The organism is Streptomyces sp. NRRL S-350, assembly GCF_000719705.1.
In the GTDB taxonomy this organism is placed as follows: Bacteria; Actinomycetota; Actinomycetes; order Streptomycetales; family Streptomycetaceae; genus Kitasatospora.
This window is the reverse complement of record NZ_JOHO01000005.1, coordinates 169,885-190,231: the sequence shown is the minus strand read 5'-3', so window position 1 is coordinate 190,231 and position 20,347 is coordinate 169,885. Positions and strand designations below refer to the sequence as shown.

The window sequence follows — 20,347 nt, the reverse complement described above, 5'->3', positions numbered from 1 at the left end:
CCGGCCGGAAGGACGCGCGAGGGGGCCCACCGCACCGGTGGGCCCCCTCGCGCGACGGGCGTCAGGCCCGGTCGCAGGCCTGGGCCCGCAGCGCGCGGGCCAGGTCGTCCCGGCGCTCCAGCACCAGGCGGCGCAGCGCCGGCGCCGCCTGCGGGTGGCCGTCCAGCCACGCGTCGGCCTCGGCCACGGTCTGCTCGCCGGTCTGCGCGCTCGGGAAGAAGCCGCCGACGAAGCGCATCGCGATCTCGATGGTCCGCTCGGCCCAGACCTTCTCCAGCAGCTTGAAGTACGGCGCCGCGTAGAGGGCGGTCAGGTCGCGGTGCGCGGGCAGCGCGAAGCCCGCGATGTTGGCCTCGACGAGGGCGTTCGGCAGCTCGTCCGAGTCGACGACGGCCGACCACGCGGCGGCCTTGGCCTCCGGGGTGGGCCGGGCGGCCAGGCACTGGGTGTACTGCCGCTTGCCGCTCGCGGTGTTGTCGGCGGCCAGCTCCGCGGCCAGCTCCTCGTCGCCGGCCTGCCCGGCGGCGGCCAGCGCCAGCCACAGCGACCAGCGCAGCTCCTGGTCGACGTCCAGGCCGTCGATCCGGGCGCTGCCGGCCAGCAGGCCGCGGACCAGGCCGAGGTGCTCGGCGCCGCCGGCGGTCTGGGCGAGGAAGCGGGCCCAGGCCAGCTGGTGGTCGCTGCCGGGGACGGCGTCGCGCAGCTCGCGCAGGGCGCCGTCGGCGAGCAGTCGGCCGCCCTCGGCGCGCCAGGCCGGATCGGCGTACAGGTCGACGGCGGTCTTGGCCTGGGCGTGCAGCGACTGCAGCACGCCGATGTTGCCCTCCTGGCCGGCGAAGCGCAGCACCAGGGCGACGTAGTCGCGGGCCGGCATCAGGCCGTCGCGGGTGAGGTTCCAGACGGCGGACCAGGCGAGGGCGCGGGACAGCTCGCCGTCGATGTCGCCGAGGCCGGTGCGCAGGGTCTCCAGCGACTCCTCGTCGAACCGGATCTTGCAGTAGGTCAGGTCGTCGTCGTTGAGCAGCACCAACGCCGGGCGGGGCCGGCCGGCCGCCTCGGGCACCACGGTGCGGGCGCCGGTGACGTCCAGCTCGATCCGTTCGGTGCGCACCAGCGCGCCGTCGCCGTCCCGGTCGTACAGGCCGACGGCGATCCGGTGCGGGCGCAGGCCGCGCGACGGAGTCGCCGAACCGTCCGCGGTGCCGTCCTGGAGGACGGCCAGCTCGGTGATCCGGCCCTCGGCGTCGGTGGTGACCTGCGGGGTCAGCGCGTTCACCCCGGCGGTCTGCAGCCAGGCGGCGGCCCAGGACTTGAGGTCGCGGCCGCTGGTCTCCTCCAGGATCTCCAGGAGGTCGGTGAGCTCGGTGTTGCCGAAGGCGTGGCGCCGGAAGTAGCGGCGGGCGCCCTCGAAGAAGGACTCCGAACCGGCGTACGCCACCAGCTGCTTGAGGACGGAGGCGCCCTTGGCGTAGGTGATGCCGTCGAAGTTGAGCTTGGCGGCCTCCAGGTCCCGGATGTCCGCGGTGATCGGGTGCGTGGTGGGGAACTGGTCCTGCCGGTAGGCCCACGCCTTGCGCTGGTTGGCGAAGGTGACCCAGGCGGAGGAGTAGCGGGTGCGGGCGCCGACCAGGGCGTAGGCGCCCATGAAGTCGGCGAAGGACTCCTTCAGCCACAGGTCGTCCCACCACCGCATGGTCACCAGGTCGCCGAACCACATGTGCGCCATCTCGTGCAGGATGACGTTGGCCCGGCCCTCGTAGGCGGCGTCGGTGACCTTCGACCGGAAGACGAACTCCTCGCGGAAGGTGACGCAGCCGGGGTTCTCCATCGCGCCGATGTTGTACTCGGGCACGAAGGCCTGGTCGTACTTGCCGAAGGGGTACGGGTAGGCGAACTCCTCGTGGAAGAAGTCGAGTCCGAGCTTGGTGACGCCGAGGATCTCGTCCGCGTCGAAGTACGGGGCGAGGGACTTGCGGCACATCGCGGAGAGCGGGATCTCCAGGGTGGTGCCGTCGGCGAGTTCGCGGCTGTAGTGGTCGCGGGCGACGTGGTAGGGGCCGGCGACGACGGCGGTGAGGTAGGTGGAGATCGGCTTGGTCGGCGCGAACTCCCAGGTGCGGGCGCCGTCCTCCGCGGTGACCGTCTCGTGCGGGGCGTTGGACCACACGTCCCAGGCGGCCGGGGCGGTCACGGTGAAGGTGAACGGGGCCTTCAGGTCGGGCTGTTCGAAGTTCGCGAACACCCGGCGGGCGTCGGCCGGCTCGTAGTGGGTGTAGAGGTAGGTCTCGCCGTCCACCGGGTCGACGAAGCGGTGCAGGCCCTCGCCGGTGCGGCTGTAGGCGCAGTCGGCCTCGACGGTGAGGACGTTCTCGGCGGCCAGGCCGTCGACGTGCACCCGGGCGCCGTCGTAGGCGGTGGCCGGGTCGAGGGCGCGGCCGTTGAGGGTGACCGAGCGGACGGCGGGGGCGAGCAGGTCGAGGAAGGTGTCCGTGCCGGGCCGGGAGCAGCGGAAGGCGATCGTGGTGGTGGAGCGGAAGGTGGCGGAGGCCGGATCCGGGGCCGAGGTCACGTCCAGCCGGACCCGGTAGCCGTCCACGGCCAGGATGCTGGCCCGCTGCTGGGCTTCGTCGCGGCTGAGGTTCTTGCCCGGCACGGCGGTACTCCTTTGTCCGGCTCGCACGGTGGTGCGCGTCTGGGTGGTGCGGGTCTCGTGCGCGGTGTGGCCGCGCGCGGGGCCATCCTTTCACGCTCCGCACCGCCGGTACCATTGCACCGGCCGTCGCGCCCGGGGCGGAATCAGCGGCGCCTGGCGGGTGTTGGGGTCCGCGGGGCGGAATTCCCCTGCCCGGACCACCTCACTAAGGACGACACGCAGTGACGACTGCCGCTGAGCGCAAGACCGCCGACTTCTGGTTCGACCCGGCCTGCCCGTGGGCGTGGATGACCTCCCGCTGGCTGATCGAGGTTCAGCAGCTGCGCCCGGTCGACGTGCGCTGGCACGTGATGAGCCTGTCGGTGCTGAACGAGCACCGGGACCTCCCGGAGAACTACCGCGAGCTGCTGGACAACGCCTGGGGCGCGGTGCGGGTGTGCATAGCCGCCGCCGAGCAGCACGGCGAGGAGGTGCTCGGCCGGCTCTACACCGAGCTGGGCCTGCGCTTCCACAACCAGGGCCTGCCGCAGAACCGGGAGACGGTCACGGCCGCCCTGGTGGCCGCGGGCCTGCCTGCCGAGCTGGCCGACGCCGCCGACACCGACGCCTACGACGAGGCCCTGCGTGCGTCGCACAAGGAGGGCATCACGCTGGTCGGCGAGGACGTCGGCACGCCGGTCATCGCGGTCGAGGGTGCGGACGGCGACCGGGTGGCCTTCTTCGGCCCGGTGGTCACCCCCGCCCCCAAGGGCGAGGCCGCGGCCCGGCTCTGGGACGGCACCCTGCTGGTGGCCTCCACCCCGGGCTTCTACGAGATCAAGCGCACCCGGACGGCCGGCCCGTCCTTCGAGTAGCCCGGACGCACCGCCCCGGACACGCGGCAGGGCCCCGGTACCGACCGGTACCGGGGCCCTGCCGCGTACGGGGGCTCAGCGGGCGGCGGCGTCCCGGCGCTGCTTGAGCAGGCCGGCGGCGGACAGCAGCGCGACCAGCACCCCGGCCGCGTACAGCTGCTGCCGGTTGCCCTCGGTGGTGGTCATCAGCGCGAGGATGCCGGCCACGGCGGCCATCGCGAGCCAGGTCAGGTAGGGGTAGCCCCACATCTTCACGGTGAGCAGCTCGGGCGCCTCGCGCTCCAGCCGGCGGCGCATCCGCAGCTGGACCCCGCAGATGAACAGCCAGACCACCAGGATCGCGACGCCGGTGGTGTTCATCAGCCAGGTGAACACGGTGTCCGGCCAGAACTTGGCGGCCAGCACGGCGCCGAAGCCGAACAGGCAGGAGGCCAGCACGGCCCGGCGCGGCACCCCGCCGCTGACCTTGGCCAGCGCCTTGGGGCCCTGGCCGCGGCCGACCAGCGAGTACGCCATCCGGGAGGCGCCGTAGATGTTGGCGTTCATCGCGGACAGCAGCGCGACCAGCACGACGACCTGCATGATCGTCCCGGCGGCGGGCACCCCGAGGTGGCTCAGCACGGTGACGTACGGGCCGTCGGTGACGACCGCCGGGTCCTTCCAGGAGACCAGGGTGACGACCAGGGCCATCGAGCCGATGTAGAAGATCGCGATCCGCCACACCGCGGTGCGCACGGCGTTGGCGACGTTCTTCTTGGGGTCGTCGGACTCGGCGGCGGCGATGGTCACGGTCTCCAGACCGCCGTACGCGAAGACCGAGGCGAGCAGGCCGACGATCAGGCCGTTGCCGCCGTTCGGCAGGAAGCCGCCCTGGCCGGTGAGGTTGCCGGTGCCGGGGGAGCCGGGGCCGATCACCCCGGCGATGCCCAGCCCGCCGAGGACCAGGAAGGCGACGATCGCCGCGACCTTGACGGTGGCGAACCAGAACTCGAACTCGCCGAAGTTCTTCACCGCGGTGAGGTTGCTGGCGCAGAAGAAGACCATGAACAGGGCGACCCAGACCCACGAGGAGACGCCCGGTATCCAGCCGTTGACGATCTTCCCGGCGGCGGTGGCCTCGGCGGCGACGCCGCAGCAGAGCATCACCCAGTACATCCAGCCCGCGGTGATCCCGGCCCACGGGCCGATCTCCTTCTCGGCGTGCACCGAGAACGAGCCGGAGGCGGGGCGGGCCGCGGACATCTCGCCGAGCATCCGCATGATCAGCATGACCAGCAGGCCGGAGAGGACGAAGGCCAGGATGATCGCCGGGCCCGCGGCCGCGATGCCGGCGCCGGAGCCGACGAAGAGGCCCGCGCCGATCACGCCGCCGAGGGCGATCATCGACAGGTGGCGCTGCTTCAGCCCGTGGGCGAGCTGCTGGCCACCCGGGGCCGGGCCGTCGGCCGGTCGGGTGGCGGCGTCGGTGGTCCCGGGCGCCGAGGGCACGGAGGTGGGGGCCATAGGGGTGGTTCCAGACTGTGCGGTATGCGGCATGAGTTGTCCAATATCCGGGGCCGCCTCCGGCCATGCCAACAATGTCCGGCCCGGGACCACATGGCGGACCGGACCGCAACCGCCCGCGTCCGGACCGTGACGCAGCGTCGTCCCCGGCCGGTTCCGACAACGCCCGAGGGTGGGGCTTTGTCCGAAACCGCGGAGGTGGCGCAGTGGATCACCGCGTAGGTTCACAGGTGTTCACTCACCCGGACCCCCACGGAGGAGCCCCCGATGGCCACCGCCACCACCCCGATACCGCGTCGCGCCGTCCTCGCCGACCTGCTGCCCGCCGCGTCCACCCGCCTCGGCGCCCAGGCCCGCGACCTGGCCCTGGTGGCCGGCGGCGCCGCACTGACCGGTGTGGCCGCCCAGCTGTCGGTGAACGTCCCCGGCTCTCCGGTGCCGGTCACCGGCCAGACCTTCGCCGCCCTGCTGGTCGGCACCGCGCTCGGCGCCCGCCGCGGCGCCGCCTCGCTCGCCCTCTACCTGCTGGCCGGCCTGGCCGGCCTGCCCTGGTTCGCCGAGGGCACCTCCGGCTGGGCGATGCCCTCCCTCGGCTACGTGCTCGGATTCGTCCTCGCCGCCGCCCTGACCGGCGCGCTGGCCCGGCGCGGCGCCGACCGCACCCCGGTGAACACCGTCGTCACCATGGCCCTCGGCAGCCTCGCCATCTACGCCGTCGGCGTCCCGTACCTGGCCCTCTCCCTGCACGTGCCGCTCGCCCGCGCCGCCGAGCTCGGCCTCTACCCCTACCTGGTCGGCGACGCCCTGAAGGCCGCCTTCGCCGCCGGCGCGCTGCCGCTGGCCTGGAAGCTCGTCGGCCGGCGCTGACGCCCCCGTTGTCGGGCCCGGGTGCGGCCGCGTGCCACACTCATGGCATGCGCGTGTACCTGGGCTCCGACCATGCCGGATACGAACTGAAGAACCACCTCGTGGAGTGGCTGAAGGGGGCCGGCCACGAGCCGGTCGACTGCGGGCCGCACATCTACGACGCCGAGGACGACTACCCGCCGTTCTGCCTGCGCGCCGCCGAGCGCACCGCCGCGGACCCGGAGGCGCTGGGCGTCGTGATCGGCGGCTCGGGCAACGGGGAGGCGATCGCCGCCAACAAGGTCAAGGGCGTACGGGCCGCGCTGGCCTGGAGCGTGCAGACCGCCGAGCTCGGCCGCCAGCACAACGACGCCAACGTGATCTCCATCGGCGGCCGCATGCACACGACGGAGGAGGCCACGTCGTTCGTCGAGGTCTTCCTCCGCACCCCGTACAGCGGCGAGCCGCGGCACACCCGCCGGATCGAGATGCTGAGCGAGTACGAGACCACCGGCGAGCTCCCGCCGATCCCGGCCCACCACCCCCAGGGCTGATCCCAGCCACCCCACCCTCCTCCCGGCCGGTCGCACGCTCGCGTGCGGCCGGCCGCCGCCGTCCCGGGGCGCCGACAGGGAGGCGACAGAGCGCCGACGGGGCCCGGCGGCCTGTGGGATCGGCCACAGGCGCCGACCGACCGGACGGCCGCGCGCGCGGGGCGCACACGCGCCCCCCGTGTTTCGTACACCCAACCGGCGCAAGCCTCCTGACGCCGTGCCCGCGACCGCCCCGATCGGCCGAAACCCGCCGAGCACCCCGCGCCCCGGCGCCGCCGCCCCCGCCCGGGCCGTCGACGCCGGGCCGCACCCGTGGATAGGGTCGGGCTCCATGGCTGGCAGACCGCCGGGCGCACCGCCCCAGACGACTGCGACGAGGCCCGGCGCCGCCCCGGCGTCCGAGCCCGTGACGGCCCGGTTGCGCAAGAGGCTCCGCCGGGTCCGCCGAAGGCTGCGCACGGCCGGTGTGGACTACTTCCGCGGCGGCGCAGCCGACTGGCCGGTGCTGTGCGCGCTCGCCCTGCTCGTCCCGCTGCTGATCCTGTTCAACATCTGGCTCCCCGACTGGGCCCCGCCCACCTCCCTGGTCCTGCCGATCCTGGCCGGCGCGCTGCTGCTGCGCCCCGGCAGCCTGGTGGTGCTCTACGCGCTCGCCGCGCTCGGCCTCTCCGCCGAGTCCGTGATCCACACCGGCCAGCGGGTCGCCAGCGACAACCCCGCGGCCTACCTCTACGGCGTGACCCCGGGCGCGGCCCTGGTGGTCGGCGCCGCCGGGGTGGGCGGCCTGCTGCTGGCCCAGTTCCGGGCCCGGGTCGGCGTGCCCTGGTGGGGCGGCTCCACCATGCTGTTCGACCTGCGCGAGCGGCTGCGGGTGCAGAGCCGGGTGCCCGAGCTGCCGGCCGGCTGGCACGCGGACATGGCGCTGCGCCCGGCCGGCGGCCAGTCCTTCTCCGGGGACTTCGTGGTCGCCGCCCGCACCGGCCCGGGCCGGCGGCTGCTGGAGGTGGTCCTCGCGGACGTCTCCGGCAAGGGCATGGACGCCGGCTCCCGCGCGCTGCTGCTCTCCGGCGCCTTCGGCGGCCTGGTCGGCTCGCTGCCCGCGCACGACTTCCTGCCCGCCGCCAACGGCTACCTGCTGCGCCAGTCCTGGGAGGAGGGCTTCGCCACCGCCGTCCACCTGGTGCTGGACCTCGACACCGGCGACTACGAGCTGCTGTCGGCCGGGCACCTGCCGGGTATGCAGCGCCTGGAGGGCGCCGGCCGCTGGGAGGTCAAGGAGGCCGAGGGCCCGCTGCTCGGGATCTACGACGGCGCCAAGTTCGAAGGCGTGCGCGGCCGGCTGAACCGGGGCGACGTCCTGATGCTGTGCACCGACGGCATGGTCGAGGCGCCGGGCCGGGACCTCGGGGAGGGCATGGACCGGCTGATGGGGGAGGCGGACCGGTTGCTGCCCGGCGGCGGAGCGGGTGCGGGGCCGGGCGCCGCGGCCGCGCTGATCGAGACGGTGGCCCGGGACATCAACGACGACCGCGCGCTGCTGCTGCTCTGGCGCGACTGAGCCGACCAGGCCGGCTGGGCCGACCGGGTCGGCTGGGCCCGACTGGACCCGGCGGGCCCGACGGGGCGCGAGGCCGGTGCCGTGGCCGCGCTGACGGCGCGTCGGCGGGCGGCCCGCAGGGCACATGCCGGGGGCAGTGGCTGTCAAGCCGGGCAGCCGATCTTCGGCCAAATCGGACGGCCCGACGACTGACCGGACCAGCGGGTTCCGTTCCCCGCCCCCGGCGGCTTCCCGGCCGCTCAGCGCGGCCCCGCCGACGATTCGTCAGGACGGCTCGGCTATCGTCCCGGTCGGCGGAAACTCGTCTCGCATCGCGGGATATCGGGGCCGGGCCGACGGTCAGACCTTTACGCAATCGGCACGGTCGACCACACTGAGTCCGGGCGGGACTGTTCAGGATTCGGGGGATAGGGGGGCGTCACGTGCGGCACGACAGGCAGCGGTCGATCGTGGGCTCCCCGGCCGACGGTGCGTCGGACGGTCCGCGATTCCGCCTCGGGACCGTCGGACAGGCCGGGGTCCGGCTTTCGCTGGTGTCGCCGGTCGGTGGCACCCCGCTATGAAAACGAGGAAGTGAGTCCGGGTGGCACTCTCCGTCTCCGCGCTGGTCCTGTTCGCGATCCTGTGCATCATCTTCATCCGCAACAAGCAGATGAAGATCGCCCACGCGATCGTCGCCGCCCTGTTCGGCTTCATGCTCCACGAGACCACGGTCGCGACCTCGATCAACTCCCTGCTGTCGAACCTCGCGCACAGCATCTCCAGCATCACCGGCGGCTGACCCGGGCGCATCGCCCGCCCTTCGGCTCGGGGCGGGCGGGCGAACGGCGGTCACCGTCCGGCCCGTCTGGCCTCCCGCCAGCGAGCGAACAGACCCCGTGGGCGTGCTGCCGCCGGGGCGTGGAAACGCATCGGTGCGGGTGCCGTGGCACCCGCCGGTGCGGCCTGAGCCTGCGTCGGCCCGTCCGCCGTCAGCAGGACGAACAGGCGTGCCCAGCACAGCCGTTCACCCCGCGGCCAGTCCAGCGCGCGCAGCGCCGCGGACGCCGCCTCCGACACCTCGCCGCCCACCCGGACCTCGGCGACGTCGTCCCCCGCCTTCCCGCCCAGGAAGAGCTTCACCCCGACCGGCCCCGGCCCGGTCAACTCCGGCCGCAGGGCCGGGGCCAGCCTTGAGAGCAGGCGGTTCTCGGCGAGCCAGCCCGCCAGGTGCTCGTTGCCGAAGCCGAACACCGCCGCCGGCCCCTGGACGGCGTGCCAGCCCGGGAGTTCGGGCAGGTCCGCGTGGTCGGCGTGCGTCCCGTACCCCTCCGCCAGCTCGACCAGCACCGAGGCCGTGGTGGTCGCCCACATCTTGACCGCGTTGGCGAGCTTCTCCTCCTCGGTCTTGCCGAGGCCGGCCGCGCAGTCCCACACCACCGGCGCGTCCGCCCGGCCGAGTTGCAGCACGAAGCCGAGGTCCACGTGGCCGGCGCCGTCGTCCCCGGGGTGCTCGCGCACCGCCACCGCCGTGGTGCCGGGGCCGCGCACGACCTCGCCGTCCGGGCGGAACACCTGGCCCAGTCGCGCCATCTCCCGGACCACGCAGCGCTGTATGACGACCAGTCGCTCCTGCGGATGCACCGGGACTCCTCCCACCTCGGAAGCGCGGCGGATGAGGTCGCGCTCGAACCGTGCTCGAACTGCGCTCGAACGCCGCCGAGGCTATCGGCCCGGCCCCCAACCGGGAAACCGTCCGGGCGCCCGGGCCCTCCGGTCGCGGAAATGTCCTGAATGCCCCACTTTGGGCAGCGGAAGCCGCAGACCGCCCGCCCGGAGAACCCGCATGCCCCGCACCGCCGCACCGCCGCCCCCGCCCGGACCGACCCCGAGCCGCCCACGCCCCGCCCGTCCGCTCCTGATCCACCCGGACGGCTCCGGCCTGGTCGCGGAGATCGAGGCCTACCTCGCCACGCTGCCCGCCCCCGCCCGCACCCCCGCGCCGTACGCCTGCCCCTACGGCAGCACGCCGCAGCCCTGGTACGCCGGCCACCCGGCGCCCCGGGCCACCCTGCTCGACCGGGCGCTGCGCCGCCCCGCCCGCGCCGTCCCGGTCACCGCCGCCGACCACCTCAGGCTCGCCTCCCGCTACATCCGCGCCCACGGCTGGCTGCAGGGCGCCATGTGGGACGAGGCGGGCCGGGTCTGCCTGCTCGGCGCCCAGGCCGCGGTTCTGGCGCACGGCTACGGCACTCCGCCGACCGTCCGCACGGCCCGGGTGCAGCTGATGGAGGTGCTGCACGCCACCGGCCGCCCGGTGCGCTCCCCGGACGAGTTCAACGACCGCCCGGCCACCCGTGAGGGCGACATCCACCTGCTGCTCGACCGCGCCGCCGCCCGGGCCGCCCGCCTCCGGCTCTGAGCGACCGGGAGGAGCCCTGGCGGCGCCCGGTCCCGCGGCCGGCCGGCCCCGGGAACGCAGCCGGCCCCGGTGCGCGGAGAGCACACCGGGGCCGGACGAAGAGCGGGCGACGAGAATCGAACTCGCGTGACTAGTTTGGAAGACTAGGGCTCTACCATTGAGCTACGCCCGCGCGACCCACCGACCGTCACCGGCCGGAAGTTCGGGGAACAGCGTACCTGGTCCGAGGGCTCCCGTGCACACCGCATTTCCCCCGCCCCCCTTCCGCGCCCGCGCGGTGGCAAGTCGGCGAGCCGAACAGGCCCGCCGTGTACGCTTCCTCTCGGCACCACGGGGTGTGGCGCAGTTTGGTAGCGCGTCCGCTTTGGGAGCGGAAGGCCGTCGGTTCGAATCCGGCCACCCCGACAGTGCGGCAGGGTCTCGCCAACCGTGGCGGGGCCCTGTTCTGTTCGGGCGGTACGGTGGCGCCTGGCGTCCGCCTTTCGTGGTACCGGTAGGATGGGACGCTGGCGGTAGTCCCTGCGGCGTCAACCCAGGTCAACCGCACGAGGGCGAGGAGTCAAGCTCACCGTCCACCCCACGGGAGATGCAGCTCCAACCGCCCATCGCCCGTCTCGTCCGACCCACCCGTACGGCTCCGGCCGGACGGCGGGCCGGGCGGAGACAACCTGACCGCAAGCCCCTAGGAGACCTAACCGTGAAGAGCGCCGTCGAGACTCTGAACCCGACCCGGGTTCGACTCACCGTCGAGGTGCCCTTCGAGGAGCTCAAGCCCAGCCTCGACGCGGCGTACAAGAAGATCAACCAGCAGGTCACGGTTCCGGGCTTCCGCAAGGGCAAGATCCCGGCTCGCGTCATCGACCAGCGCTTCGGCCGTGGCGCCGTGCTGGAGGAGGCCGTCAACGACGCCCTGCCGCGCTTCTACACGCAGGCCGTCGACGAGGGCAAGATCGAGGTCCTCGGCCAGCCCGACATCACCAACATCGAGGGTGTCGAGACGATCGCCGACGGCGGTGACCTGAAGTTCACCGCCGAGGTGGACATCCGTCCGGAGATCACCCTTCCGGAGTTCTCCTCCATCGAGGTGACCGTCGACCCGATCGTCGTCTCCGAGGAGGACGTCGAGAAGTCGCTGGAGCAGCTGCGCGAGCGCTTCTCGTCCGTCAAGGACGTCGAGCGCGCCGCGGCCGCCGGCGACATCGTGGTCGTGGACCTCGTCGCCAAGGTCGACGGTGAGGTGCCGGAGGACGGCACCGCCACCGGCGTGAGCTACGAGATCGGCTCGGGCCGTCTGATCGACGGCATCGACGAGGCCGTCGTCGGCCTGTCCGCCGGCGAGGTGAAGACCTTCGAGACCGAGCTCAAGGGCGGCACCCAGGCGGGCAAGACCTCCGAGGTCACCGTCACCGTCACCGCCGTCCAGGAGAAGGAGCTGCCCGAGCTGGACGACGAGTTCGCCCAGCTGGCCAGCGAGTTCGACACCCTGGAGGACCTGCGCGCCGACTCCCGCAAGCGCCTCGAGCGCATGAAGGAGTACGACCAGGCCACCCAGGCCCAGGAGAAGGTGCTGGACGCGCTGCTCGCGCTGGTCGAGATCGAGTACCCGGAGAAGCTCCTCAAGGACGAGATCGAGACCCGCAAGCACAACGTGGAGCACCACCAGCTCCAGCCGATGGGCATGGACCTCGACACCTACCTGGGCACCCAGGACAAGACCCGCGAGGAGTGGGACGCGGAGATCGAGGAGCAGGCGAAGAAGGGCATCAAGACCCAGTTCGTCCTGGACCAGATCGTCGCCGACGAGGAGCTGGGTGTTAACCAGGAGGAGCTGACCGAGCACCTCATCCGCCGCGCCGCCGGCTCGGGCCTCACCCCGGACCAGTTCGCGCAGCAGGTCGTCCAGGGCGGCCAGGTGCCGCTGCTGGTCGGCGAGGTCGCCCGCGGCAAGGCGCTGGCCACCGTGGTCGAGGCCGCCAAGGTCGTCGACACCGAGGGCAACGAGATCAACTTCGACGACGACGAGGCCGACGAGTCGGCCGAGACCGTCGAGGCCGCCGCCGAGGAGAAGACCGAGGCCTGAGCCCCGGCAGCCCCCTGAGGCACGCAACGGGCCCGGACGCCGTCATGGTGTCCGGGCCCGCTGTCTTCCGCCCGCGGGCCGCCGCGACCCTGCGCTGACAGCGAACAGTTCTGCGTGAGGGATTCTGCGGCCCGGCCTGCGCGTTAGGGTCCTTGGACAGCGACAATCACACCGTGATACCCGGAAGCTGTGCGACACCGTGACGGCCGTGGAGCGACCGTCCAAATCGACTGAGCAGGTGGCTAAGTGACGTTCCCGCAGATGCAGATGCCTGGCCCGATGGCGCCGCACGCCGCCGCTGGTGACGTGCTCGGCGGCCTTGGCGACCAGGTCTACAACCGGCTGCTCAACGAGCGGATCATCTTCCTCGGCCAGCAGGTCGACGACGACATCGCGAACAAGATCACCGCTCAGCTGCTGCTGCTGGCCGCGGACCCCGACAAGGACATCTTCCTCTACATCAACTCCCCGGGCGGCTCGATCTCGGCCGGCATGGCGATCTACGACACCATGCAGTACATCAAGAACGACGTCGTGACGATCGCGATGGGCATGGCCGCCTCGATGGGTCAGTTCCTGCTGACCGCCGGCGCCCCCGGCAAGCGCTTCTCGCTGCCGAACTCGACCATCCTGATGCACCAGCCCTCCGCGGGCCTCGGCGGTTCCGCCACCGACATCCGCATCCAGGCGGAGCAGCTGCTCCGCACCAAGAAGCGGATGTCCGAGCTGATCGCCCACCACAGCGGCCAGTCCTTCGAGCAGATCACCGCGGACTCCGACCGCGACCGCTGGTTCACCCCGGAGGAGGCCCTCGAGTACGGCCTCATCGACGCGATCATGCACAGTGCCGCGGACGTCCCCGGCGGCGGCGGCACGGGCGCTGCCTGAGCCGCGGCCCGGCCCGCGAGACCCCAGCCACAACGCCCCGGAGGACAAGGACCCCCATGAACATCCCCAGCCTGTCGGCCGCCCAGGCCCGCGTCGAGGACATGCGCGCCGAGGGCCGCTACATCGTCCCGCGCTTCGTCGAGCGCACCACGCAGGGCATCCGCGAGTACGACCCCTACGCCAAGCTGTTCGAGGAGCGCATCATCTTCCTCGGCTCGCAGGTGGACGACGTCTCGGCGAACGACATCATGGCGCAGCTGCTGTGCCTGGAGTCGATGGACCCGGACCGCGAGATCCAGATGTACATCAACTCGCCCGGCGGCTCGTTCACGGCCCTGACGGCCATCTACGACACGATGCAGTACGTGAAGCCGGACATCACCACGGTCTGCATGGGCCAGGCGGCCTCCGCCGCGGCCGTGCTGCTCGCCGCCGGCACCCCCGGCAAGCGGATGGCGCTGCCGAACGCCCGGATCCTGATCCACCAGCCGTACACCGAGACCGGCCGCGGCCAGGTGTCCGACCTGGAGATCCAGGCCAGGGAGATCTTCCGGATGCGCGAGCAGCTGGAGGAGATGCTCTCCAAGCACTCCAACAAGTCGGCGGAGCAGGTGCGCGAGGACATCGAGCGCGACAAGATCCTCACCGCCGAGGAGGCCGTCGAGTACGGCCTGGTCGACCAGATCATCTCCACCCGCAAGACCTCGCTGACCTCCTGAGGCCGGCTCCCCTCCCGCCCGGAGCGGTCCGGTCCGGGAGGGTCCGTCGGGGCGGGGCAGACCCGTGCACGGCATCTGTTCGGTATCAATTCGCCCAGGGCGTACGGCAGACCCGGCGAAGAGGACGGAATCACGGGCCCGGCAGAGTACCGTCGGATAGCGAGACCGAGCGCCGTCGGCGTTGACGGTCCACAGCACCAGGCCCCGGAACCCCTGCGGGGCCCCTGGCGAAGGGGAAGCACCTCGTGGCACGCATCGGAGACGGTGGCGACCTGCTCAAGTGCTCGTTCTGCGGCAAGTCGCAGAAGCAGGTGAAGAAGCTGATCGCCGGCCCAGGCGTGTACATCTGCGACGAGTGCATCGACCTGTGCAACGAGATCATCGAGGAGGAGCTCGCCGAGACCTCCGAGGTGCGCTTCGAGGAACTCCCGAAGCCGCGTGAGATCTACGAGTTCCTCGACCAGTACGTGGTCGGCCAGGACCTCGCCAAGAAGTCGCTGTCGGTGGCCGTCTACAACCACTACAAGCGGGTCCAGGCCGGTGAGGCGGGCCGCAGCGGCGGCAACGGCCGCGAGGACGCCATCGAGCTGGCCAAGTCCAACATCCTGCTGCTGGGCCCCACCGGCTCCGGCAAGACCCTGCTGGCGCAGACCCTGGCCCGGATGCTGAACGTGCCGTTCGCGATCGCGGACGCCACGGCGCTGACCGAGGCCGGCTACGTCGGCGAGGACGTCGAGAACATCCTGCTCAAGCTGATCCAGGCGGCCGACTACGACGTCAAGAAGGCCGAGACCGGGATCATCTACATCGACGAGATCGACAAGGTCGCGCGCAAGAGCGAGAACCCGTCGATCACCCGGGACGTCTCCGGCGAGGGCGTGCAGCAGGCCCTGCTGAAGATCCTGGAGGGCACCACGGCCTCGGTGCCGCCGCAGGGCGGGCGCAAGCACCCGCACCAGGAGTTCATCCAGATCGACACCACCAACGTGCTGTTCATCGTCGGCGGAGCGTTCGCCGGCCTGGAGCGGATCATCGAGGGCCGCGCGGGTGCCAAGGGCATCGGCTTCGGCGCCAACATCCGCTCCAAGCGGGAGTCGGACGCCAGCGACCACTTCCGCCAGGTGATGCCCGAGGACCTGGTGAAGTTCGGCATGATCCCCGAGTTCATCGGCCGGCTGCCGGTGATCACCAGCGTGCACAACCTGGACCGCGAGGCGCTGCTGCAGATCCTCACCGAGCCGCGGAACGCGCTGGTCAAGCAGTACCGCAAGCTGTTCGAACTGGACGGTGTGGAGCTGGAGTTCTCCCGCGACGCGCTGGAGGCGATCGCCGACCAGGCGATCCTGCGCGGCACCGGGGCGCGCGGACTGCGGGCCATCATGGAGGAGGTGCTGATGTCCGTGATGTACGAGGTCCCCTCGCGCCAGGACGTCGCCCGCGTGGTGGTCACCGGGGACGTGGTCTCCAAGCACGCCATCCCCACCCTGGTCCCGCGCGACATGATCAAGCGCGAGCGCCGGGACAAGAGCGCCTGACCCGACGCCGGCACGCGAAGGGGCCCCCACCGGATCCGGTGGGGGCCCCTTCGCGTGCCGGCGCGACCGGTGCGGTGCTACTGGGCGACCTTCATGGCGTCGCGGATCGCCCGGGTCTTCTCCGCGGCCTGGTCCGGGGTGACGCCCTGGGTGCTGTCACCGCCGGTGCTGCCCAGGCTGAGCTTGGTGAAGGTGACCCGGCCGTAGGTGGACTTGTCCGCCCACACGCAGACCGTCGGGCCCGGCTTGCCCACGATGACGCTGGCCACGCCGCAGCTGAGCTTGCCCGAGGAGGCGTGGCTGTCCTTCGCGGGGTAGTCGGCCATCGGTGTGCTCCAGGTCAGCCCGCCGCTGTCCTTCTTCGAGTCCGCGATGATCTGGTCCGGGTCGTTGAGGGTGCCGTAGATGCCGACGACCGTGAGGGAGTCCATGTTCTTGACGTCGGTGCCCTTGCTGTAGCTGGCCACCACCGCGTGCAGGTCCTTGCCGACCTTCGCGATGTCGGGCTTGCTCATGTCGGCGGCCTCCTCCTTCGCCGACTTCTGCACGTAGCCGTCCGCCAGCGTCTGCGGGGCGGTGAGCTTGTACTGGCCGCCCGCGTCGCTGCCGCCGAGGAACTTCCACGCGGCGAAACCGCCGCCGCCCAGCACCAGCGCCCCGATCACCAGGCCGACGACCAGGCCGCCCCGGCCCTTCGGCGGCGGCGCGACCGGGTACCCCGGCTGCCCGTACGGCGCCTGCGGCGGCACGCCGTACTGGGGCTGGGGCGCGCCGTAGGGCTGCTGCGGCGGGTAGCCGTACTGCGGCTGCGGGGCGCCGTAGGGCTGCTGCGGCGGCTGGCCGTATTGCGGCTGGCCGCCGTAAGGCTGCGGCTGTCCCTGCGGATACTGCTGTCCCTGGCCGTACATCTGCGTCTGTGCTCCCCCGCCGCACCCGCGGCCTGTCATGGTGTGGAGTCGTTCCGTGCACGCCCGGCCGACCGGGCGAGTGCCCGGGCACGCTACCGCACGGGGCCCGCTCGGGGCCCGTCCGGGCGTGGCGCGTCCGCGGACCGAAAGCGGTTCGTAACCCACGCCCCCGGTTACGTAAACTGTGCGTCGTGACCGACTCGACGAACCAGCGCCCCGTGAGCACCACCGGGGACGAAGCAGCGACCCTCCCGACGACCTACACCCCCGCGGACGTAGAGGGCGAGCTGTACGAGCGCTGGGTGGAGCGCGGGTACTTCACGGCGGATGCGAAGAGCGACAAGCCCCCGTACACGATCGTCATCCCCCCGCCGAACGTCACCGGCAGCCTGCACCTGGGCCACGCCTTCGAGCACACGCTGATCGACGCCCTGGTCCGCCGCAAGCGCATGCAGGGCTACGAGGCTCTGTGGCAGCCCGGCATGGACCACGCCGGCATCGCCACCCAGAACGTGGTCGAGCGCGAGCTCGCCAAGGAGGGCAAGTCCCGCCACGACCTGGGCCGCGAGGCGTTCATCGAGCGGGTCTGGAAGTGGAAGGCGGAGTCCGGCGGCCAGATCTCCGGCCAGATGCGGCGCCTGGGCGACGGCGTGGACTGGTCCCGCGAGCGCTTCACCATGGACGAGGGCCTGTCGCAGGCCGTCCAGACCATCTTCAAGAAGCTCTTCGACGACGAGCTGATCTACCGCGCCGAGCGCATCATCAACTGGTGCCCGCGCTGCCTGACCGCCATCTCGGACATCGAGGTGGAGTACCAGGACGACGACGGCGAGCTCGTCTCCATCCGCTACGGCGAGGGCGAGAACTCCATCGTCGTCGCCACCACGCGCGCCGAGACGATGCTGGGTGACACCGCCGTCGCCGTCCACCCGGAGGACGAGCGCTACAAGCACCTGGTCGGCACCGAGATCGAGCTGCCGCTGACCGGCCGTCGGATCCCCGTCGTCGCCGACACCCACGTCGACCCGGAGTTCGGCACCGGCGCCGTCAAGGTGACGCCCGCGCACGACCCGAACGACTTCGAGATCGGCCAGCGGCACGACCTGCCGAACATCGCCGTCATGGACGAGCACGCCGTCATCACCGTGCACGGCCCCTTCCTCGGCCTGGACCGGTTGGAGGCCCGCTCGGCGATCGTCGCCGCGCTGCGCGCCGAGGGCCGGATCGTCGCCGAGAAGCGCCCGTACGTCCACTCGGTGGGCCACTGCTCGCGCTGCAAGACCACCATCGAGCCGCGGCTGTCCATGCAGTGGTGGGTCAAGGTCGGCCCGCTCGCCAAGGCCGCCGGTGACGCGGTCCGCGACGGCAAGGTCAAGATCCACCCGCAGGAGATGGAGAAGCGGTACTTCGACTGGGTCGACAACCTGCACGACTGGTGCATCTCGCGCCAGCTGTGGTGGGGCCACCGCATCCCGGTCTGGTACGGCCCGAACGGCGAGGTCGTCTGCGTCGGCCCCGACCAGCAGCCGCCCGCCGGTGAGGGCTGGCACCAGGACACCGACGTCCTGGACACCTGGTTCTCCTCCGGCCTGTGGCCGTTCTCCACGCTCGGCTGGCCGGAGCAGACCGAGAGCCTCGCGAAGTTCTACCCGAACTCCGTGCTGGTCACCGGCTACGACATCCTGTTCTTCTGGGTCGCCCGGATGATGATGTTCGGCCTCTACGCGATGGACGGCACCCCGCCGTTCCACACGATCGCGCTGCACGGCATGGTCCGTGACCAGAACGGCAAGAAGATGTCGAAGTCCTTCGGCAACGTGGTCAACCCGCTGGACTGGATGGACAAGTACGGCTCCGATGCGCTGCGCTTCACGCTGGCGCGCGGCGCCAACCCCGGCGTCGACGTGCCGATCGGCGAGGACTGGGTCCAGGCGGCCCGCAACTTCGCCAACAAGATCTGGAACGCCACCCGCTTCGCCCTGATGAACGGCGCCACCGTCGAGGGCCCGCTGCCCGCGCCGGAGGAGCTGACCGCGGCCGACCGCTGGATCCTGTCGCGGCTCAACAGCACGGTGGCCGAGGTCGACGGCCTGTACGAGGACTACCAGTTCTCGAAGCTGTCCGAGGCGCTCTTCCACTTCGCGTGGGACGAGGTCTTCGACTGGTACGTCGAGCTCTCGAAGACCACCCTGGCCAAGGGCGGCCCGCAGGCCGACGCCACGCGCCGGGTGCTCGGCGAGGTCCTGGACGTCACGCTGCGCCTGCTGCACCCGATCGTGCCGTTCGTCACCGAGACCCTGTGGACCACGCTGACCGGCGCCGAGTCGCTGGTCATCGCCGACTGGCCGCAGGACAGCGGGTACCGCGACGCCGAGGCCGAGGCGGAGATCGCCACGCTCCAGCAGGTGGTCACCGAGGTCCGCCGGTTCGCCACCGCCCAGGGCCTCAAGTCGGGCCAGCGCGTCCCGGCCCGGCTGGAGCTGGACGGCACCGTGCTGGCCGTCCACGAGGACGCGATCCGTTCGCTGCTGCGGCTGACCGTTCCCGAGGAGGGTTTCGCGGCCACGGCCTCGCTGCCGGTCGCGGGCGCCACCGTCTCGCTGGACCTCTCCGGCACCATCGACGTCGCGGCGGAGCGCAAGCGCCTCGCCAAGGACCTCGCGGCCGCCGAGAAGGAGAAGGCCCAGACCACGGCCAAGCTCGGCAACGAGGCCTTCCTGGCCAAGGCGCCGGACGAGGTGGTCGCGAAGATCAAGGTTCGCCAGGAGGCCGCCGAGGCCGACATCGCCCGGATCACCGCCCAGCTCGCGGGGCTGCCGCAGGGCTGAGCCCGGCAGTACCGGCCAGGGGCCGCACTCCGTTTCGCGGAGTGCGGCCCCTGGGCTTTTGCCGGCCCCGGCCGCTGTTGCACCGAATAGCCCAGCAACATTGCTCCCTTCCGGCGAATATTCATCCTGGACCGGGTGAGGTCTTATTCCGAGCGAATTGATTCCGGTCTTGCCCGCGCGCGTTCGCAGAAGTTTGCAGGTCTGATGTGTACGGTGTGCACGGAGTTTCCGAATGGGCGTTTCCGCCGGGCGTTTGTGCTGAGCGCTCCTGCTGGACGACGGACGGGAGGGCATGGCGTGGTGGTGACCGAGGAGTTGGCCGACGAACTGCCTGCCGAGGCGGTCGAGGACGCGAAGGCCAGGGCGGCGACGCTGCTGCTCGCCTTCCGGCACGGCAACCAGCTCGCGTTCGACCACGAGCTGGACCTGCTCTGCGCCGAGCACGCCGAACGCGAGGTGACCACCCTGCTCGCCTGGATCGCCGCCGAGGCCGTCCGCAAGGCGTACGCCCCGGAGGTCGGCGACCGGGTGCTGCGGTCGATGGCCCGGCGCGCGCCGGCCGACAGCGGCGCGGTCGCGGTGGACGAGGAGTCCGCCGACGCCGCCCGCCTGATCGAGGCGGTGGCGGCCGGCGAGGTGGCCGAGGTCCGGGGCCTGGTCGCCTCGACGGCCGACACCACCTTCCTGCTGGGCGGCCTGCTGCAGGGCGTCGCGATGATGCTGCCGCTGCTGCCCGAAGGCGAACTGGCCGAGATCACCGCCGAGTTGCGCCGTCGGCACGGCGGCGCCGCGCACGTGCCGGAGGCCCGGGCCGGGGTCTGAGCCCCAGGGCGCCACGCGGGCCGCAGCGAGGCGGCCGCCCCGTCGGCGCCGGCGGAATCCACGGAACCGGGCGGCTCGGCGAGTGCGGCCAAGCCCGGGCGAAGCGGCCGCTCCCACCCCGGGCCGACCCCGAGCCGACCGCGGGCCCCACGCCGGGCCTCACCCTGTGAGGACGCCAGGCCCCGGCTCCGTAGACTG

General features: G+C 72.1%; 16 protein-coding genes and 2 tRNA genes. 13 read left to right on the top strand and 5 right to left on the bottom strand.

Going from position 1 to position 20,347, the window contains the following annotated elements; translation table 11 throughout:
- Window positions 1-61: 61 nt before the first annotated feature.
- Window positions 62-2,653, bottom strand: a complete 2,592-nt coding sequence (pepN, locus tag IF30_RS0107735) for an aminopeptidase N (RefSeq protein ID WP_030233850.1) — start codon at window positions 2,651-2,653, stop codon at window positions 62-64.
- A gap of 221 nt (window positions 2,654-2,874) precedes the next feature.
- On the opposite strand from pepN, the gene IF30_RS0107730 reads away from it, so the two are divergent.
- A complete protein-coding gene (locus IF30_RS0107730) occupies window positions 2,875-3,507 on the top strand; it encodes a DsbA family protein (RefSeq protein ID WP_030233848.1) in 633 nt (210 codons plus the stop codon).
- Window positions 3,508-3,582: 75 nt separating this feature from the next.
- Here the strand turns inward: IF30_RS0107730 and IF30_RS0107725 are convergent, their stop codons facing one another.
- A complete protein-coding gene (locus IF30_RS0107725) occupies window positions 3,583-5,010 on the bottom strand; it encodes an amino acid permease (protein ID WP_030233846.1) in 1,428 nt (475 codons plus the stop codon).
- Window positions 5,011-5,277: 267 nt separating this feature from the next.
- Between IF30_RS0107725 and IF30_RS0107720 the strand changes: the two genes are divergently transcribed.
- The 4 genes from IF30_RS0107720 to IF30_RS0107705 all read left to right on the top strand — a co-directional run bounded on the left by IF30_RS0107720 (window position 5,278) and on the right by IF30_RS0107705 (window position 8,749).
- On the top strand, window positions 5,278-5,877 hold the full coding sequence (locus tag IF30_RS0107720; protein ID WP_030233842.1) for a biotin transporter BioY: 600 nt from the start codon (window positions 5,278-5,280) through the stop codon (window positions 5,875-5,877).
- 47 nt (window positions 5,878-5,924) lie between these two features.
- A complete protein-coding gene (locus IF30_RS0107715; RefSeq protein WP_030233839.1) occupies window positions 5,925-6,410 on the top strand; it encodes a ribose-5-phosphate isomerase in 486 nt (161 codons plus the stop codon).
- A 331-nt stretch (window positions 6,411-6,741) separates the two neighbouring features.
- Window positions 6,742-7,968 carry a PP2C family protein-serine/threonine phosphatase gene (locus IF30_RS0107710; RefSeq protein ID WP_078891205.1) on the top strand — a complete coding sequence of 409 codons (1,227 nt, stop codon included), beginning with the start codon at window positions 6,742-6,744 and terminating at the stop codon, window positions 7,966-7,968.
- Window positions 7,969-8,551: 583 nt separating this feature from the next.
- Window positions 8,552-8,749 carry a hypothetical protein gene (locus IF30_RS0107705; RefSeq protein ID WP_030233834.1) on the top strand — a complete coding sequence of 66 codons (198 nt, stop codon included), beginning with the start codon at window positions 8,552-8,554 and terminating at the stop codon, window positions 8,747-8,749.
- A gap of 50 nt (window positions 8,750-8,799) precedes the next feature.
- On the opposite strand, the gene IF30_RS0107700 is transcribed toward IF30_RS0107705, so the two are convergent.
- Window positions 8,800-9,591, bottom strand: coding sequence for a DUF6348 family protein (locus IF30_RS0107700; RefSeq protein WP_030233831.1), 792 nt, complete (start codon window positions 9,589-9,591; stop codon window positions 8,800-8,802).
- A gap of 202 nt (window positions 9,592-9,793) precedes the next feature.
- Between IF30_RS0107700 and IF30_RS0107695 the strand changes: the two genes are divergently transcribed.
- Window positions 9,794-10,369: a DUF6197 family protein gene (locus IF30_RS0107695; protein WP_030233829.1), complete on the top strand. Its 576-nt coding sequence runs from the start codon at window positions 9,794-9,796 to the stop codon at window positions 10,367-10,369.
- 101 nt (window positions 10,370-10,470) lie between these two features.
- On the opposite strand, the gene IF30_RS0107690 is transcribed toward IF30_RS0107695, so the two are convergent.
- Window positions 10,471-10,541 (bottom strand) — tRNA-Gly (locus IF30_RS0107690).
- 159 nt (window positions 10,542-10,700) lie between these two features.
- Here IF30_RS0107690 and IF30_RS0107685 point away from each other — a divergent pair.
- The 5 genes from IF30_RS0107685 (at window position 10,701) to clpX (ending at window position 15,591) form a co-directional block, all read left to right on the top strand.
- Window positions 10,701-10,774 (top strand) — tRNA-Pro (locus tag IF30_RS0107685).
- Window positions 10,775-11,066: 292 nt separating this feature from the next.
- A complete protein-coding gene (gene tig, locus IF30_RS0107680; protein ID WP_030233826.1) occupies window positions 11,067-12,449 on the top strand; it encodes a trigger factor in 1,383 nt (460 codons plus the stop codon).
- Window positions 12,450-12,716: 267 nt separating this feature from the next.
- Window positions 12,717-13,337, top strand: a complete 621-nt coding sequence (locus tag IF30_RS0107675) for an ATP-dependent Clp protease proteolytic subunit (protein WP_051709451.1) — start codon at window positions 12,717-12,719, stop codon at window positions 13,335-13,337.
- 56 nt (window positions 13,338-13,393) lie between these two features.
- Window positions 13,394-14,056, top strand: a complete 663-nt coding sequence (locus IF30_RS0107670; protein ID WP_030233822.1) for an ATP-dependent Clp protease proteolytic subunit — start codon at window positions 13,394-13,396, stop codon at window positions 14,054-14,056.
- Window positions 14,057-14,301: 245 nt separating this feature from the next.
- Window positions 14,302-15,591, top strand: a complete 1,290-nt coding sequence (gene clpX, locus IF30_RS0107665) for an ATP-dependent Clp protease ATP-binding subunit ClpX (RefSeq protein WP_030233819.1) — start codon at window positions 14,302-14,304, stop codon at window positions 15,589-15,591.
- Between the two features lie 77 nt (window positions 15,592-15,668).
- On the opposite strand, the gene IF30_RS0107660 is transcribed toward clpX, so the two are convergent.
- Window positions 15,669-16,499, bottom strand: coding sequence for a hypothetical protein (locus tag IF30_RS0107660; RefSeq protein ID WP_051709421.1), 831 nt, complete (start codon window positions 16,497-16,499; stop codon window positions 15,669-15,671).
- Between the two features lie 191 nt (window positions 16,500-16,690).
- Between IF30_RS0107660 and IF30_RS0107655 the strand changes: the two genes are divergently transcribed.
- Together IF30_RS0107655 and IF30_RS0107650 are read left to right on the top strand one after the other, a co-directional pair.
- Window positions 16,691-19,327, top strand: a complete 2,637-nt coding sequence (locus IF30_RS0107655; protein ID WP_030233812.1) for a valine--tRNA ligase — start codon at window positions 16,691-16,693, stop codon at window positions 19,325-19,327.
- Window positions 19,328-19,624: 297 nt separating this feature from the next.
- Complete coding sequence (locus IF30_RS0107650; RefSeq protein WP_030233808.1) at window positions 19,625-20,149, top strand: hypothetical protein; 525 nt, start codon at window positions 19,625-19,627, stop codon at window positions 20,147-20,149.
- The last annotated feature ends 198 nt before the right edge of the window (window positions 20,150-20,347 follow it).

Coding starts and splice junctions, on each gene's coding strand:
- IF30_RS0107725 (WP_030233846.1), bottom strand. CDS start 5,010: ATGGCCCCCACCTCCGTGCCCTCGGCGCCCGGGACCACCGACGCCGCC.
- IF30_RS0107720 (WP_030233842.1), top strand. CDS start 5,278: ATGGCCACCGCCACCACCCCGATACCGCGTCGCGCCGTCCTCGCCGAC.
- IF30_RS0107715 (WP_030233839.1), top strand. CDS start 5,925: ATGCGCGTGTACCTGGGCTCCGACCATGCCGGATACGAACTGAAGAAC.
- IF30_RS0107710 (WP_078891205.1), top strand. CDS start 6,742: ATGGCTGGCAGACCGCCGGGCGCACCGCCCCAGACGACTGCGACGAGG.
- IF30_RS0107695 (WP_030233829.1), top strand. CDS start 9,794: ATGCCCCGCACCGCCGCACCGCCGCCCCCGCCCGGACCGACCCCGAGC.
- IF30_RS0107675 (WP_051709451.1), top strand. CDS start 12,717: ATGCCTGGCCCGATGGCGCCGCACGCCGCCGCTGGTGACGTGCTCGGC.
- IF30_RS0107670 (WP_030233822.1), top strand. CDS start 13,394: ATGAACATCCCCAGCCTGTCGGCCGCCCAGGCCCGCGTCGAGGACATG.
- IF30_RS0107660 (WP_051709421.1), bottom strand. CDS start 16,499: ATGTACGGCCAGGGACAGCAGTATCCGCAGGGACAGCCGCAGCCTTAC.